Origin of the sequence: Xenorhabdus cabanillasii (genome assembly GCF_003386665.1) — a bacterium.
Taxonomy (GTDB): Bacteria; Pseudomonadota; Gammaproteobacteria; order Enterobacterales; family Enterobacteriaceae; genus Xenorhabdus; species Xenorhabdus cabanillasii.
On record NZ_QTUB01000001.1, the window covers coordinates 4,091,047 to 4,107,049 of the forward strand.

The 16,003-nt window shown below is 42.9% G+C and carries 13 protein-coding genes; 8 read left to right on the forward strand and 5 right to left on the reverse strand.

Annotated elements, in window-relative coordinates:
- Window positions 1–346: 346 nt before the first annotated feature.
- Window positions 347–1,426 (reverse strand): YiiG family protein, encoded by a 1,080-nt coding sequence (locus BDD26_RS18385; protein WP_170140429.1) that lies wholly within the window; start codon window positions 1,424–1,426, stop codon window positions 347–349.
- Between the two features lie 338 nt (window positions 1,427–1,764).
- Window positions 1,765–2,877 (reverse strand): iron-sulfur cluster carrier protein ApbC, encoded by a 1,113-nt coding sequence (gene apbC / locus BDD26_RS18390; protein WP_038264422.1) that lies wholly within the window; start codon window positions 2,875–2,877, stop codon window positions 1,765–1,767.
- Between the two features lie 180 nt (window positions 2,878–3,057).
- Between apbC and metG the strand changes: the two genes are divergently transcribed.
- From metG to sanA, 6 genes are all read left to right on the forward strand, one after another.
- Window positions 3,058–5,085: a methionine--tRNA ligase gene (gene metG, locus BDD26_RS18395; protein WP_115827375.1), complete on the forward strand. Its 2,028-nt coding sequence runs from the start codon at window positions 3,058–3,060 to the stop codon at window positions 5,083–5,085.
- Between the two features lie 150 nt (window positions 5,086–5,235).
- Window positions 5,236–5,676 (forward strand): CidA/LrgA family protein, encoded by a 441-nt coding sequence (locus BDD26_RS18400; RefSeq protein ID WP_051502342.1) that lies wholly within the window; start codon window positions 5,236–5,238, stop codon window positions 5,674–5,676.
- Window positions 5,677–5,678: 2 nt separating this feature from the next.
- Complete coding sequence (locus BDD26_RS18405; protein ID WP_115827376.1) at window positions 5,679–6,374, forward strand: CidB/LrgB family autolysis modulator; 696 nt, start codon at window positions 5,679–5,681, stop codon at window positions 6,372–6,374.
- 162 nt (window positions 6,375–6,536) lie between these two features.
- A complete protein-coding gene (cdd, locus tag BDD26_RS18410) occupies window positions 6,537–7,421 on the forward strand; it encodes a cytidine deaminase (protein ID WP_115827377.1) in 885 nt (294 codons plus the stop codon).
- Window positions 7,422–7,627: 206 nt separating this feature from the next.
- The gene (locus tag BDD26_RS18415; protein ID WP_038264407.1) at window positions 7,628–9,325 is read left to right on the forward strand and encodes an NAD-dependent malic enzyme; all 1,698 of its coding nucleotides are present in this window, start codon (window positions 7,628–7,630) and stop codon (window positions 9,323–9,325) included.
- A 205-nt stretch (window positions 9,326–9,530) separates the two neighbouring features.
- Window positions 9,531–10,253: an outer membrane permeability protein SanA gene (sanA, locus tag BDD26_RS18420; protein WP_038264404.1), complete on the forward strand. Its 723-nt coding sequence runs from the start codon at window positions 9,531–9,533 to the stop codon at window positions 10,251–10,253.
- Window positions 10,254–10,287: 34 nt separating this feature from the next.
- Here the strand turns inward: sanA and yeiB are convergent, their stop codons facing one another.
- The 3 genes from yeiB to BDD26_RS18435 all read right to left on the reverse strand — a co-directional run bounded on the left by yeiB (window position 10,288) and on the right by BDD26_RS18435 (window position 13,574).
- A complete protein-coding gene (gene yeiB / locus BDD26_RS18425) occupies window positions 10,288–11,451 on the reverse strand; it encodes a DUF418 domain-containing protein YeiB (RefSeq protein ID WP_115827378.1) in 1,164 nt (387 codons plus the stop codon).
- An 18-nt stretch (window positions 11,452–11,469) separates the two neighbouring features.
- A complete protein-coding gene (folE, locus tag BDD26_RS18430) occupies window positions 11,470–12,138 on the reverse strand; it encodes a GTP cyclohydrolase I FolE (protein ID WP_038264398.1) in 669 nt (222 codons plus the stop codon).
- A 257-nt stretch (window positions 12,139–12,395) separates the two neighbouring features.
- A complete protein-coding gene (locus BDD26_RS18435) occupies window positions 12,396–13,574 on the reverse strand; it encodes a YbfB/YjiJ family MFS transporter (protein WP_115827379.1) in 1,179 nt (392 codons plus the stop codon).
- A 373-nt stretch (window positions 13,575–13,947) separates the two neighbouring features.
- Here BDD26_RS18435 and moeA point away from each other — a divergent pair, with 373 nt between their 5' ends.
- Both moeA and moeB read left to right on the forward strand, forming a co-directional pair.
- Window positions 13,948–15,189 (forward strand): molybdopterin molybdotransferase MoeA, encoded by a 1,242-nt coding sequence (gene moeA / locus BDD26_RS18440; RefSeq protein ID WP_115827598.1) that lies wholly within the window; start codon window positions 13,948–13,950, stop codon window positions 15,187–15,189.
- A gap of 30 nt (window positions 15,190–15,219) precedes the next feature.
- Window positions 15,220–15,975 carry a molybdopterin-synthase adenylyltransferase MoeB gene (gene moeB / locus BDD26_RS18445; protein ID WP_115827380.1) on the forward strand — a complete coding sequence of 252 codons (756 nt, stop codon included), beginning with the start codon at window positions 15,220–15,222 and terminating at the stop codon, window positions 15,973–15,975.
- Window positions 15,976–16,003: the final 28 nt, after the last annotated feature.

Consider the following 16,003-nt stretch of genomic DNA (forward strand, 5'->3'; position numbering starts at 1 on the left):
CTCAAACGAGATAAGTCTCGCTTTTTTCGATACGCTTCGCATAAAAATTCCGCAATCACAGGTCTGCAAATGGAAAAATGACTCAAAAAAATAATGTTCAAAAACCAGTACCAAAGCAATTCCCAAAATCAGTCTCAAGATTGTATCCGAAATAATTCCCTGAAGGTATTCAGTTAAATTTCAAATGGTAGGTATAGTAGATAAAATAGAAACTGCCAAGTGTAGAACAATCGCTCTGTAACCGATGGTCCTGTAACAATAGAGCCATTGTTCTACGTTTTTGATATTGCGTCATCCCTATACCGTAAGCCACAACTAAATAACGGCAATATCAATGGAATAATCATTAATCTAGTCTATTAAATCTCTCAATATAACCGTTATATTCTTTTATCAGTTTACCGACAGATCCTTCCACCATCCATTCAGAAGAAGTACCTAAATTTCTTTTTTCAAAATCTGAATAAGGAACCTTATCTCTGACTCTGCGGATACGCTCTTTTGCAACTTTAGCGTAACTGTCAGCTTGATCTAACAGAGAATCATACCCCATGTAGGAAAGATCCCGCGCATTTTTACGCTCAGCAACCAGAGGAAGGGCGTTTTCAGTTTTATTTTGCAATTCAGTAACCAGAGCAAACGCTTGGGCGGTATCAAAAGCATCCTCTTCGATCATCTGATTGATTTTTTTAGCATCAATTAAAATTGCCAGACTATAATATTCCAATGTCCGGCCGTTCTCTTTTTCAATTTGCTGTAACGCGGTTATTTGACGTTCATTGTTAATCTTTTCAATAGATTGAGAAAATTCTTCAGATACTGGTTCAAATACTTGATACGCTGCTATTAATTGAAGGTGTTTCTCTTTGCCTCTGGCAAAATTGTCATCTTTGTAATCACCTTGATCATAATAACGGTTCAGTGCATTAATTTCTGGCACAAGCTTCGCTGATGACTCAATATAGTTAACAGCAATATGGTCAATCGGCTTCAATGCTGGAGTCATCACTGCAACATTTTTAATTTTTTCCTGACAACTGATTACACTATCCTGACTGACTGAGTAGAGCCCATAAACAACACTTTCATTTCCTGTAGGGCCTTTTTCTAAATCTTTAATCCAACTGGCATAGCGTTCTATGCTACGTTCGATATATTTATCCAGCGAATTGTAGCAATCAATGTATGCATTCATTTTTTCGGAAATAACCTGTTCTGGATCTTGGACAGATTTCTCTTTGATTTCTTTCGTCAGTTGTTCAACCTTCTCTGCAACTGAATTATTTTGCGCAGTTTCAGTTGATGACTTAGAAGTCACAGACTGTGTTAATTCTTCTTTTTTGTTATCACATGCTGATAGCGCTAATGTAACACAAAGAGCTATAACCCCTTTTTTCCATTTTGCAAAATTATTATTAAAATCCATTGCCATTCCTTACATAAGATTTTTTAAGGTAGACAAAATACCTTTTGAAACGATGAATATCAAGGTAGTCAGGTCACAATAAAGTAACCAAATTAATGAATTAAGACATCAATAAGATAATCGGCAGGATTTTGATTTTTTCTGAATTTATTTTAATAGTGCATTAAAGGAAAGCAGGCAGGTTTTACGCCTAATTTATCAATCAAGAAGAAATAAAACACCAAGGGGATAATAAATTAAATTAATTAATAATTAAATTCCCCTAAGAAACGCCGCTTCATACAAAAGTAATCATTCAGACGGCGTTTAATTGAGACATGTTTATTCAATAAATTAAATCAAACTTCACGAAAAGAAATTTCAGTCGGGATTTTCTCTCCGCGCCAGTACATCTGGGCAGAAATATTAGCGGCAATTTCACGATAAATACCCGCAAATTCGCTATCAGGTTGACTGATAACCGTAGGCTCTCCGCGATCAAGATCTTCACGCAGTGAAATATGCAGAGGGATCTTGCCCAATAATTGGCATTTGTATTTTTCCGCCAGTTTTTCTGCGCCTCCCTCGCCAAAAATCGGTTCATGTTTGCCACAGTGACTACAGATATGTGTGCTCATGTTCTCAATAATACCTAACACTGGTACGTTGACTTTTTGGAACATGACAATGCCTTTCATAGCATCAATCAAGGCAATATCCTGCGGTGTTGTGACAACCAATGCACCAGTCACGGGAATATTCTGGGATAACGTTAACTGGATATCCCCAGTTCCCGGTGGCATATCGATTACCAGATAGTCCAGATCCGGCCACAATGTATCTTGTAGCATCTGCATAAGTGCCTTACTGGCCATCGGGCCACGCCATACCATTGCGTTATCACCGGTGACAAGATAACCAATGGAATTTGTCGCCATGCCATGTACCATAATTGGTGCCATGTGCTGACCATCAGGTGAAGTCGGTCGCTCTTTGGCTGTCCCAAGCATATCAGGAACCGATGGGCCGTAGATATCTGCATCCAGAATACCTACTTTTGCCCCTTCCTGAGCCAAAGCCAGTGCCAGATTCACTGCCGTGCTGGATTTACCCACACCACCTTTTCCTGAACTGATTGCCAGAATGTTACGCACGCCATTAACACCCGGTAAGTTGTTAGCTCGGCGTAAGGTACAGATATCATGGGAAAGCCGCCATTCAACACTTTTTGCACCTGTAGCAGCTTGTAAGAGATGAATTGTTTCTTCCTTCAGTGTTTCAAAAGCTCGTTTCCAGACGAAAGGCATCATTAATTCAATATGTAGTATCTCATCCAGAACAGTACAACGATGCAATGCTTTCAGAGTCACTAAATCTTGTTCTAATGTCGGATGTTTAAATGCTGCCAATATTTTCGCAACGCTTTCTCTCAGCAGGTCAGGATTGGTCTGCTCGGGGGATTGTGAGTTCATCCCGGCTCCTTTTGATTTATCTTTTTCAACCTAAAACTGTTCGTCCATCATAGCAGAAGCAGGCAACTTACGATAAGAACAAAACAAAAGAGATGAAGTTCTCGCATTACCCTAGCGACAATGCTTCTTATCAGGTAACATCAAAAACCCTTTTCAATTTATGGAAGTCAGATCCTAACTATGTCTCAAGTCGCGAAAAAATTACTGGTGACCTGTGCGTTACCCTATGCTAACGGTCCAATTCATCTCGGTCACATCTTAGAACACATTCAGGCTGATATTTGGGTTCGTTATCATCGAATGCGCGGCAAAGAGGTTCACTTTGTCTGTGCTGACGATGCTCATGGTACACCAATCATGCTGAAAGCTCAGCAAGCAGGGATTCCGCCAGAAGAGATGATCGACAAAGTGCACCTGGAGCATCAGCAGGATTTTGCCGGTTTTGCTATCAGTTACGATAACTACCATTCTACGCACAGTGAAGAAAACAGAGCGCTTGCGTCAGAAATTTATCTGAAACTGAAAAAAAACGGTTACATCAAGAATCGCACCATTTCTCAACTGTTCGATCCAGAAAAAAGCATGTTCCTGCCTGATCGTTTCGTCAAAGGCTCCTGTCCGAAATGTAAGGCGGAAGATCAGTACGGCGATAACTGTGAAGTGTGTGGAACAACCTATTCTCCAACAGAGTTGATCAACCCTCGTTCGGTTGTATCCGGCGCAACACCAGAGCTGCGTAGCACAGAGCATTTCTTCTTCGACCTGCCAGCATTCAGCGATATGCTGCAACAATGGACTCGCTCTGGCACCTTGCAAGAACAGGTAGCAAACAAAATGCAGGAGTGGTTCGAAGCAGGTCTGCAACAATGGGATATCACTCGTGATGCGCCTTATTTCGGTTTTGAGGTTCCTGATGAACCGGGTAAATATTTTTATGTCTGGCTGGATGCACCAATCGGCTATATGGGGTCATTCCAGAACCTGTGTGACAAACGTGGTGACCTGAATTTCGATGAATTCTGGGCGAAAGATTCCAAAGCAGATCTTTACCACTTCATTGGTAAAGATATCGTCTATTTCCATAGTCTGTTCTGGCCAGCTATGTTAGAAGGCAGCAATTACCGCAAGCCAACCAACGTATTTGTTCACGGTTACATTACTGTCAACGGTACTAAGATGTCTAAGTCTCGTGGAACTTTCATCAAAGCAGAGACTTATCTGAAGCATCTGGATGCAGACTGTCTGCGTTATTACTACGCAGCAAAACTCTCTTCCCGTATTGATGATATCGACCTGAATCTGGAAGACTTCGTTCAGCGCGTAAACAGTGACATCGTCAACAAAGTCGTTAATCTGGCTTCACGTAACGCTGGTTTCATCAATAAGCGTTTTGCCGGCAAACTGGCAGATCAGCTCGCTGATCCTGTGCTGTACCAGAAATTTATTGATGCCGCACAGGGAATTGCAGAAGATTTCACTAATCGTGAATTTGGTAAGGCTGTTCGTGAAATCATGGCATTGGCAGATCTCGCTAACCGTTATGTTGATGAACAAGCACCATGGGTTGTGGCGAAAGAAGAAGGCAGGGATGCAGATCTTCAAGCTATCTGCTCAATGGGCATCAACCTGTTCCGCGTGCTGATGACTTACCTGAAACCTATTATTCCGGGCCTCGCTGCCCGTGCAGAAACATTCCTGAATACTGAACTGACTTGGGATGGTATCCAGCAACCTCTGCTGGATCATGATGTTTCACCATTTAAGGCGCTGTTTAACCGTATCGATATGGCCAAAATTGAAGCAATGGTAGATGATTCCAAAGAGAACATTGAGCCACAAAAAACCCAGACAGGCCCTCTGGCAGATGATCCAATTCAGGACACCATCACATTTGATGATTTTGCCAAAGTTGATCTACGTATCGCATTGATTAAACAGGCTGATTTTATTGAAGGCTCAGATAAACTGCTGAAACTGATCCTTGATCTTGGTGGTGAAACTCGTCAAGTCTTTTCCGGCATCCGTGCTGCTTATCCGGATCCAAAAGCATTAGAAAACCGCCTGACCGTTATGGTAGCTAATCTTGCTCCACGTAAAATGCGTTTTGGTATTTCAGAAGGCATGGTGATGGCAGCAGGCCCCGGAGGAAAAGAAATTTTCCTGTTAAGCCCGGACAGCGGTGCTCAGCCTGGTATGCAGGTTAAGTAATCACCTGATATTCTGAGACTGATGTTCTGAAAAGCTGATGTTCCGAAAACAGTAAAGCGGGTTTTTTGAACCCGCTTTTTAATGTGACCTATAGCACATTAACAATATTAATCGTATGATGACCCTCTTTACATTGAGGAATTATACGTTATGTCTTTCCAAAACGTACTCATGGCAGGTTGGCAATATCTGCGTGCATTTGTGCTGCTCTATTTATGCCTCATTGTAGGGAATCTCATTTCAGCACATCTCCCCTTCTCTCTCCCCGGTAGTATTATTGGCTTGCTTCTTCTGTTCTGTTTGCTGGCGCTTCAGATTATTCCCGCTCATTGGGTAAAACCGGGCTGTAGCTTATTGATGAAAAACATGACATTGCTCTTTTTACCCATCGGGGTTGGTGTCATGGAATATTATCCACAACTGAGCCAGCAGATACTCCCGATTGCCCTTTCCTGTATCATCAGTACCGTCATCGTCATGATTACCGTTGCTTACAGCTCTCATTATGTCCACCGCGAACGCACCATTATCGGCACCAATCACAAAAAACAATTACCAGAACAGAAATCATCACAACAGGAGGGAAAATAAAAATGCTAAACCATATCTGGTGGTCACTGTCATTAACCCTGGCTGTCTTTTATGTTGCCAAAAAACTATCTGTCCGACTCAGATTTCCTGTTTTCAACCCTTTATTGATATCAATGGCAGTCATCATTCCTCTGTTGCTGCTGACTCACACCTCTTATGAACACTATTTTGCCGGTAGCCGGATATTAAATGATTTGCTACAACCTGCTGTTGTTGCTCTGGCCTTTCCGCTGTATGAACAGCTCCATCAAATCCGTGCTCAATGGAAATCTATTATCAGTATCTGCTTCATCGGCAGTGTTACTGCAATGGTCACAGGTACAGCTATTGCTTTATGGGCAGGTGCTACCCCTGAAATTGCGGCTTCTGTGTTACCAAAATCAGTGACAACCCCTATCGCCATGGCAGTGGCTCATTCTATTGGGGGTATTCCAGCCATCAGTACCGCCTGTGTCATTGCTGTCGGTATGTTAGGTGCGATTTTTGGCCATAATCTGTTTAATTTATTGAAAATTAAAACCCAAGCCTCCAGAGGATTAGCAATGGGTACAGCTTCTCATGCCGTAGGAACTGCACGATGTGCTGAAATAGATCATGTCGAAGGTGCGTATAGTTCGCTGGCACTGATGACTTGCGGCGTTATTACTTCATTGATTGCGCCTTTCTTATTTCCTATGTTACTGCATCTTTTTGGTTAGTTACCAAAAAGTGAAAAAATCATTCAGATAGTAAAAAATTTGACGTAAGTTGTTAAAATAATATCTTTGTTACATTAATTTCATTAATTATATGGTATACATCACATTATAAACCCAACTAATCATCCTAGAATAACCTTCAATTAATTTGGAGATTATTCTATGCAAGCTCGTTTTCATGCTATCTGGTCAGAAGTTACACTTAAATTGCAAAAGGCTCTATTGCCCTACATTGGTAATGATGATTTTCCAGCTATGCTGACAGCAGAGCAGGTGGAGTCGATTAAGCAGAGTTGCGGCTTTGATGATCATGCGCTGGCACTTGCCCTGTTGCCACTCGCTGCGGCCTGCTCCATTGCTCCTATCTCACACTTTCATGTCGGTGCCATTGCACAAGGAGAAAGCGGAAACTTCTATTTTGGTGCCAATATGGAATTTGTGGGCGTTCCGTTACAGCAAACTGTCCATGCCGAACAATCAGCCATTACTCATGCCTGGTTACGTGGTGAGAAAAAACTGCTATCCGTCACTGTTAGTTGCTCACCTTGCGGCCATTGCCGCCAATTTATGAATGAATTAAACAGTGGAATACAATTGGAAATCTGTTTACCTGATCGCCCACGGTTAACTCTGGCTGACTATCTGCCAGAGGCATTCGGTCCACGTGATTTAGGAGATACTCCCTTGTTGCTGGATAGCATTCATCACGACTATCAGTTGGATACTAACGACGAACTCGTGCTGGCTGCACTGGATGCGGCAAATCAGAGTCATTCACCTTATAGCCAATCCCACTCAGGTATAGCTCTGATGGATGAACAAAATCGTGTTTATACTGGTCGCTATGCAGAAAATGCTGCATTTAATCCGAGCTTACCTCCTTTGCAGGCAGCTCTGATATTGATGAACATGTCAGGCAGTGATTGCCGAACCATCAAACGGGCGATATTAGTAGAAGGACAAAATAATCATCTATCACAATGGAATGCGACTGAATCCACCTTAATTTCCCTCGGCTGTAAGCAAACAGAGTGTCATACGTTCTGACAGTTCCATTGCTAAAAAATGGCCATCCTGGAAAATTTTTGGGCAAAAACGAGAAACTAAATAACATTTAATTAGCGAATTCTGTATGTTATCTCTCATTTTTGCTCATAATGAACATATTTAAGTAACATTCACTGTACTTATTTTTTTATCTTCTTAGGATCTATAGCCGATTTTGTTATTGATTAGTCCAAAGAGTAAGCATCATGGAACTGGAACACGAAAGTAAACGTCCTCTCTATATCCCCTACGCTGGCCCCATCTTGTTGGAATTTCCCCTGCTGAATAAAGGCAGCGCTTTTACGGAAGAAGAACGCAGCAATTTCAATCTGCATGGTTTATTACCTCAGACCGTTGAAACAATTGAAGAGCAGGCCGAACGCGCCTATCGCCAATATTGCGATTTCAAAAATGACGCGGATAAACATATTTATCTGAGGAACATTCAGGACACCAACGAAACTCTTTTCTACCGGCTCCTTGACGCCCATCTCAGCGAGATGATGCCTATTATTTACACGCCAACCGTCGGTGAAGCGTGTGAACATTTCTCTGACATTTACCGCCGTGCCCGTGGTTTGTTCATCTCTTACCCGAACCGGGCTTATATTGATGATATGCTGCAAAACGCGACTAAACAGAATGTTAAAGTCATCGTTGTCACCGATGGTGAACGTATCCTGGGTCTTGGCGATCAGGGGATTGGTGGTATGGGGATCCCTATCGGTAAATTATCTTTATATACCTCCTGTGGCGGGATCAGCCCTGCTTACACCCTGCCTGTCGTGTTGGATGTGGGGACTAATAACCCACAACGCTTGAACGATCCGCTGTACATGGGCTGGCGCCATCCTCGCATTACAGGCAAAGAATACGATGACTTCGTAGATGAATTCATTCAGGCTGTAAAACGCCGCTGGCCGAATGTACTGCTGCAATTTGAAGATTTTGCCCAGCAAAATGCGATGCCATTACTGACTCGCTATCGCAATGATCTTTGCTGCTTCAATGACGATATTCAGGGTACAGCCGCTGTTGCTCTCGGTAGCCTGATTGCCGCCAGCCGTGCCGCAGGCCGTCAATTGAAAGACCAAACTGTTACTTTCCTCGGTGCGGGCTCCGCTGGTTGTGGTATCGCTGAGCAAATCATCGCCCACATGAAATCGGAAGGTTTAAGTGATGAACAAGCCCGTGCCCGTGTATTCATGGTTGATCGTTTTGGGCTGCTCACTGACAGGCAACCAAATCTGCTGGATTTTCAAAGTGCACTGGTTCAGAAAAGTAGCGCACTGCAATCCTGGGATGTTGACAATGATAGCCTGTCACTGATGGATGTTGTCCGCAATGCCAAGCCTACTGTTCTGATTGGTGTTTCTGGTCAGTCCGGTCTGTTCACGGAAGAAATTATCCGTGAAATGCATAAACATTGTGAACGCCCAATTGTAATGCCGCTGTCCAACCCGACATCACGTGTCGAAGCCCGTCCTGAAGATATTATTACCTGGACAGAAGGTCAGGCACTGGTCGCAACCGGTAGTCCATTCTCACCAGTACAATATGAAGGCCAGGAGTTCCCAATTGCACAATGTAATAACTCTTATATCTTCCCCGGTATCGGGTTAGGTGTTATTGCTGCCGGTGCCAAACGCGTGACAGATGATATGCTGATGGCTGCCAGCCGCGCATTAGCAGATTGTTCACCACTGGCACAAACTGGTTCTGGCCCGTTATTGCCATTGATTGATGATATTCAGAACGTTTCCCGTAAGATCGCTAAAGAGGTAGCGAAAAAAGCCCAGATTCAGGGGGTAGCAACGGTTACTTCTGAAGATGCACTTGAAGAAGCTATTGAGCGTAACTTCTGGAAACCAGAATACCGCGTCTATAAACGCACATCATTCTGATATATTACCAACTGGCCTGCCGAAAACATTGACAGGCCTTTTAGTAAAAGCTTTTAGTAATAAGTACAGCCAATCTCTATAATCCAATAAACATACTAACAATAAAGAGCGTTCTATCTGGATGCTCATCCAATACTTGCTTCGGTATATCAAGTAAAGTAGCCTTTGACCACTTGTTTATAATTATGTAAAAGGCAAAAAAATAATGTGGAAACGCCTGATTATCAGTCTGATTTTCATAATAGCTGTTTTTATGCTATCAGCCATTATGCTTGATCGCTGGATCAGCTGGAAAACCGCTCCTTATGTTTTTGACGACCTTAGACAGTTACCTGAACGGGAAGTTGGTATGGTATTGGGTACATCCAAATATTATAAAACTGGTGCGTATAACCAATATTATTTCTATCGAATTCAAGGCGCTGTTAACGCTTATAACAGCGGGAAAGTAAAATACCTGCTGCTAAGCGGAGATAATGCCCAACACAGCTATAATGAACCAAATACAATGCGAAAAGACCTGATCAAGGCAGGGGTTCCTGCCTCAAAAATTGTGATGGATTTTGCTGGTTTTCGCACATTAGATTCGATTGTCAGAACCCGCAAGGTATTTGATACCAATGATTTCACTACCATCACTCAACGCTTCCATTGTGAACGCGCCCTGTTCATTGCAATGCACATGGGAATAGAAGCACAATGTTATGCGGTGTCTTCCCCTAAGAATATGATAACTATACGTATACGGGAAGTATTTGCTCGTCTCGGCGCTTTGGCTGACCTTTATATTTTGAAACGTGAGCCGCGTTTTCTAGGCCCTCTGACACCAATTCCTATCCAGCAGGTCGCTCCTGCCGGAATTGAGGGCTACCCTGCTGTATCACCAAAAGAGTTACAGGAACTGGAGAAAAAACAGCCCAGTAAATAAGAGCCTATTTTTCAAATAATAGGCTCTGCACAGTTTAAAATCTTTCTACCAATTTTCCAGATAGCCCCCGCCAAAGCGTTTCAACAGGCCCTTTTTGATGATATTTCAACCACCAGCAGGCGAACCCGATATTACCCCCCCAGACGAAAGGAACAAATATTAACAATTCCAAACGGGTGAATTGATTAAATAGCTCCCAATGATAAAAAAGCACGGTGCAAATCAAAGTTTGCATTAAATAACAGGTTAACGGCATTCTGCCAACCTGCTGGAACCAGAAAATAACTCGACAACGTGAAATAACCGGCCAGAATCCATAAATCAGTGCCACATAAGCCAACGCCAGAAATGGTGTCGCCAGTTCAGCGATGGTATGACGCACTGTCAAAGCGGTAAAATAACTGTACGGGTATAAATACTGAACTAACAGAGCAACAGCGTGGATCACCAGACCAACGACAAACAGCCACAACGCCATCCGACGATAATGGTAACTACTGTATGCTCCTTTCAACCATCCATTACGTACTAACATTGCCCCACAAAGCATTGTCCCAACCATTTGCCAGCCATACTGTACCGCGGTCACGATCATTGCCCCACTGACCTGACGCATACGATGCTCTATCGCCAATAGCCCACCATGGGTTTTCCAGTAAACTTCATGAAAAATATCCTGTTCTAATGGACGCCAGAACGTACTATTTTCTTCCACTGGAAATAATCCCAACAGATAAAACATCATCAAACCGAACAGGTAAAAAACAACCCCCTGACCAAACAGATTGTGGCGGGTATTGATCAAATGCAACGCAAAAATACCAGCCAAACCATATGACAGCAAGATATCGCCATCCCACAGTAAAATCCCGTGCAATAAACCAATAACCGACAGAATCAATAGCCTGCAAAGATTCCAGTTATGCTCGCGTTGCCTCAATAACTCAAGTGACGCACCAAACAACAGCGTTAAAATAAACAAAAATTTTCCTTGCGCAAAAGTACTCAAGGCAGACCATGTTAATACATCAGAAAATAAGACATCCTCTTTATAAAAGAGATTCATATAAGCAGCATATGGCAACGCAAAACTAGAGATATTCAGTAATAATATGCCCAAAATGGCGAAACCACGCACACTATCAAGAGCCACAATCCTATGGCCCGCTACTTCACTATTTAATTCACTACTTGTCATGATAATAAAAAAGATGTATCACGATAAGTGTAAGTGGCGAACGGCTCGCAAAAATTCCTGTCGTGTATTCTGACTGGACTTAAATAAACCGCCAAGAGAAGTCGTCGTTGTGGTACTGGTTGCATCACGAATACCACGGGCTTTTACACAGTAATGGACAGCATCAATAGAGATGGCAACATTATTTGTCCCAAGCAAAGTTTGTAGCGCAATTAAAATTTGCTGTGTCAGACGTTCCTGCACTTGGGGACGTTGCGCAAAAAATTGCACAATGCGGTTAATTTTTGATAATCCAATAACTTTATCTTTAGGAATATAAGCTACAGTGGCTTTTCCATCGATAGTCACAAAATGGTGTTCACAGGTACTGGTCAGCGTGATATCTCTTACTGTCACCATCTCATCGACTTTCATTTTATTTTCTATCAAAGTGATTTTCGGAAAATTTCTGTAGTCCAAACCCGAAAATATTTCATCTACATACATTTTTGCAATACGGCCTGGCGTATCAGCCAAACTGTCATCGCTCAAATCGAGGTTTAACAGTTTCATAATTTCTGTCATGTGTTCCTCAATGCGTGCTTTACGTACTTCAGGCTCTAAAATCTGTTCACGCAATGGGGTTTCAAGACCATGAGCAACCAGTGCCGAATGCACCAGAGCGGCTTCTGTACTTAAGGATGACATTGATTTCTCCAAGAGTAATACTTCCGTTATATGATGGGTATCTGCTTACATGATATCTATTGATGGGACATCTGTTCACATTTTTACTGTGCATAACTGCTTCGGATATAGCTACGCCAAATATAGCTATACCGAATATTGAATAGCTTTCCCCGTCATCCGTCGTCTTTCAAACCGCATTTTTATCAGCGCATATTGAAATCCATTGGATTAGGTTCATAACTATACCGTCATTGCATCAATGCACCAAATCAGGATTATTTCCGACAAATCCTGTTACGATTAAACACCAACAATCCGGCAATAACCAAGCCAATAAATGCGATATATAAAGCAGGTTCTAGTTTACCGGTCAGCCATGTTGAAATAGCGGACAACATCGGCCCGACCAATTGCCCCACAGCATAACCTGTGGTCAATAATCCCGCCATATAATGAATATGATTAGGTGCTAATTCACGCCCATACAGTAAAGCCAGTTGCACCACACACATAAAACCACCACCAACCAACAACGCCCCAATGACAAGGCCGCTGATCCCCGGCATTACCTCGGCTATCAATATTCCGAGTGCCTGAAGCCAGAGTGTGATCGCTAAACGAACTTGAGCTGTCGATACATGACTTAACAGAATTCCCAGTACAATACCAATGACAGAAGCGCCCCCAAATATCGGCCAGACAAATTGCGCAAACAGGCTGCCGGGAAAACGTTCATAGGCCATTTGAGAAAGGAATGTGGCAGGCAGAATATAGCCAAATCCCGCCAGACTGTAACTCCATAGCAACCGTTTAATTTCTGGAGTCAACATCAGTTTTTGGATAGCCGTTTGTGGGCGTTGTAATTCACCACGACGCGGCAAATGACGACTAGCATAAATACTGCACAACAAGGCCAGAATGCCATAAATAAGCCATGCCTGAGCAGCATTCATTCCCCACGACTGAATCCCCACCGCTAGTGCGCCACTGATCAAAATTCCAATTCCGGTGCCTGCAAAGACAGCCGCACTTAGCCCCGGACGATTCAGTTTTGCCAGTGCATCATTCGCCCATGCTGCCACTAACACCAATGTCCAGCCACTCGCCCAGCCAATAAAAAAACGGGCAATACTGTGTAATACCGGGCCATCCAGTAAGGCTGACAGAAGTGTAATAATTACCGCCCCCCACAGTCCGCCCCACAAACGATACTCTACAAACTGCCGTGCCCGCATTGCATCATAAGAGCCAGCAAAATAGCCAAGGTAATTAAACGCAGCAACAATTCCTGCTTGTGTCAGAGTGAATTGTGATTCTGCGATCATCAATGGAACTTGTGGAGTAAAAGTAAAGCGTCCTATTCCCATTGCAACAACTAAAGCGAGAAAACCGCTCAATGCAATCTGAATAGCTTGATAATTACGGCTGCCTGGTGTGATGATTTGATTGCTCATAGTGATTAATTATTTATTTAATTAAATGTTTTAATTATCATTATTTAGTTATAGCAAATCATGAATGTAATATACATCTTTTCTTAGTCACTAATCATACCCATCGTTACTGTAAACGGTACTCTGGTTGAACAGCATACCTATATTCTCAACATAATATGAAAACATATGATGTAGTCTTTATCTAACCGTAAACAACTGAAGTTATCAAACAGGGGTTCTCTTCCAGCCCTGCTAAAACGATCTAAATTCTTTTCCTGCTGATAATGAGGTGATTTAATGGTGCATAGAAGGAATGTGCCAAGCAATTCCCCATTAAAAGGATATTTGCCATAATGCAGTCATGCCATTTGCCGCACATTGGGAGCTTTCCATGGATCATTGTTATACTTCAGGTTTAATTTCACTCGAACAGGCGCTGGAAAAACTACTGACACAAACCGCTCCTCTTACCGAAACAGAAACAATTAACCTGACACAATCAGCAGGCCGTATTACTGCTACAGATATTATCTCACCCATTAACATTCCCCCTTTTGATAACTCAGCAATGGATGGCTATGCTATTCGCCTTACTGACCTGAACGATACTCAAGTTTTACCCGTCGCAGGAAAAGTACTGGCGGGTATACCATTTCAAAGGGAATGGCCTGTAGGTACTTGCATTCGTATTATGACAGGTGCCCCGATCCCCGCCGGTACTGATGCTGTCGTTATGCAAGAGCAGACAGAAGTTACTGAATCAGGCGTTCGGTTTACGTACCCTGCCCATCAGGGGCAAAACATTCGTACCATCGGCGAAGATATCGCCCAAAATACAGCAGTCCTGCCACAGGGTATTAAACTCTCTACCGCACAATTACCTCTGCTTGCTTCTCTGGGGATTGCGCAAGTTGATGTGATCCGCAAATTAAAAGTTGCCGTTTTTTCTACCGGTGATGAGCTACAAGCAATTGGTGAACCATTGCAGGCAGGGCAAATTTATGACACCAATCGTTTTGCAGTTCGTCTGATGCTGGAAAAATTGAGTTGTGATGTTATTGATCTCGGTGTCATTCCTGATGATCCTGACGCTCTGCGTCACGCTTTTGTACAAGCCAATGAACTCGCAGATTTAGTTATCAGTAGCGGCGGGGTTTCCGTTGGTGAAGCTGATTACACTAAACAGGTTTTGGATGAAATGGGTGAAATTAGCTTCTGGAAATTGGCGATTAAACCCGGTAAACCTTTTGCTTTTGGTAAGCTGAAAAATGCGTGGTTCTGTGGTTTGCCGGGTAATCCGGTATCCGCTGTGCTGACTTTCTACCAATTAGTACAACCTTTGATTGCACACTTATCGGGTTTTACAGCATGGCAACCACCAATGAGACTCAGTGCCAAAGTTATAACACCTTTGAAAAAATCTCCCGGCAGGCTGGATTTCCAGCGTGGGATCGCTGCACTCAATGAGCAAGGTGAGTTAGAAGTTCGAAGCACCGGGCATCAAGGTTCACATATTTTCAGTTCATATAGCCTCGGCAATTGCTTTATCGTACTGGAGCGGGAACGAGGTTCTGTTGCGACCGGAGAAACCGTGCAGATAGAATTTTTCAACCATTTGCTGAAAAATCAATAAATAAATGAAAACCAGTGACTAACTGAGAAAATGACTATTGAACTCACAGATGAAGAGATCCTGCGCTACAACCGGCAGATTGTTCTACGTCACTTTGATTTTGACGGGCAAGAAAAATTGAAATCATCCAGGGTGCTGATAGTAGGTTTGGGCGGTCTTGGTTGTGCAGCCGCCCAATATTTAACGGCAGCGGGTATCGGAGCAATCACTTTATTAGATTTTGATACCGTTTCCCTCTCTAATTTACAACGTCAGATCCTTCACCGTGATGAACGGATTGGTATGGCCAAAGTGCATTCAGCAGCACTAACGCTACGGGAAATTAATCCTCACATTGCTATCTATCCCATTGAAGGATTATTAGATGACCTAACCTTAGACCAGCTTATTAGTCAGCATGATATTGTGCTGGATTGCACAGATAATATTGCGATTCGCGAGCAACTCAACCGATTATGCTATGGGCATAAAACAGCATTGGTTTCCGGTGCGGCTATTCGCATGGAAGGACAACTATCAGTTTTTACTTATCAAACAGGGGAACCTTGCTACCGCTGCCTGAGCCGATTATTCGGTGAAAATAATCTGACTTGTGTTGAAGCAGGTGTCATGGCACCACTCGTAGGCACAATTGGTTCATTACAGGCAATGGAAGCAATTAAGTTGCTGACTCAATACGGAGAAGTTGGCAGAGGCAAAGTATTACTGTTTGATGCAATGACGATGCAGTTTCGTGAAATAAAATTGCCTAAAGATCCCCGGTGTGAGGTATGTCAGAACGGCTAATAACTGGCCCCGTTGTTAATCTACGGGG

What these genes read in the sequence shown, in the direction of transcription:
- BDD26_RS18400 (WP_051502342.1), top strand. Translation starts at nt 5,236, where the DNA reads ATGTCTTTCCAAAACGTACTCATGGCAGGTTGGCAATATCTGCGTGCA.
- folE (WP_038264398.1), bottom strand. Translation starts at nt 12,138, where the DNA reads ATGTCATCCTTAAGTACAGAAGCCGCTCTGGTGCATTCGGCACTGGTT.
- sanA (WP_038264404.1), top strand. Translation starts at nt 9,531, where the DNA reads ATGTGGAAACGCCTGATTATCAGTCTGATTTTCATAATAGCTGTTTTT.
- yeiB (WP_115827378.1), bottom strand. Translation starts at nt 11,451, where the DNA reads ATGACAAGTAGTGAATTAAATAGTGAAGTAGCGGGCCATAGGATTGTG.
- BDD26_RS18405 (WP_115827376.1), top strand. Translation starts at nt 5,679, where the DNA reads ATGCTAAACCATATCTGGTGGTCACTGTCATTAACCCTGGCTGTCTTT.
- moeA (WP_115827598.1), top strand. Translation starts at nt 13,948, where the DNA reads ATGGATCATTGTTATACTTCAGGTTTAATTTCACTCGAACAGGCGCTG.
- BDD26_RS18435 (WP_115827379.1), bottom strand. Translation starts at nt 13,574, where the DNA reads ATGAGCAATCAAATCATCACACCAGGCAGCCGTAATTATCAAGCTATT.
- BDD26_RS18385 (WP_170140429.1), bottom strand. Translation starts at nt 1,426, where the DNA reads ATGGATTTTAATAATAATTTTGCAAAATGGAAAAAAGGGGTTATAGCT.
- BDD26_RS18415 (WP_038264407.1), top strand. Translation starts at nt 7,628, where the DNA reads ATGGAACTGGAACACGAAAGTAAACGTCCTCTCTATATCCCCTACGCT.
- moeB (WP_115827380.1), top strand. Translation starts at nt 15,220, where the DNA reads ATGACTATTGAACTCACAGATGAAGAGATCCTGCGCTACAACCGGCAG.
- apbC (WP_038264422.1), bottom strand. Translation starts at nt 2,877, where the DNA reads ATGAACTCACAATCCCCCGAGCAGACCAATCCTGACCTGCTGAGAGAA.
- metG (WP_115827375.1), top strand. Translation starts at nt 3,058, where the DNA reads ATGTCTCAAGTCGCGAAAAAATTACTGGTGACCTGTGCGTTACCCTAT.
- cdd (WP_115827377.1), top strand. Translation starts at nt 6,537, where the DNA reads ATGCAAGCTCGTTTTCATGCTATCTGGTCAGAAGTTACACTTAAATTG.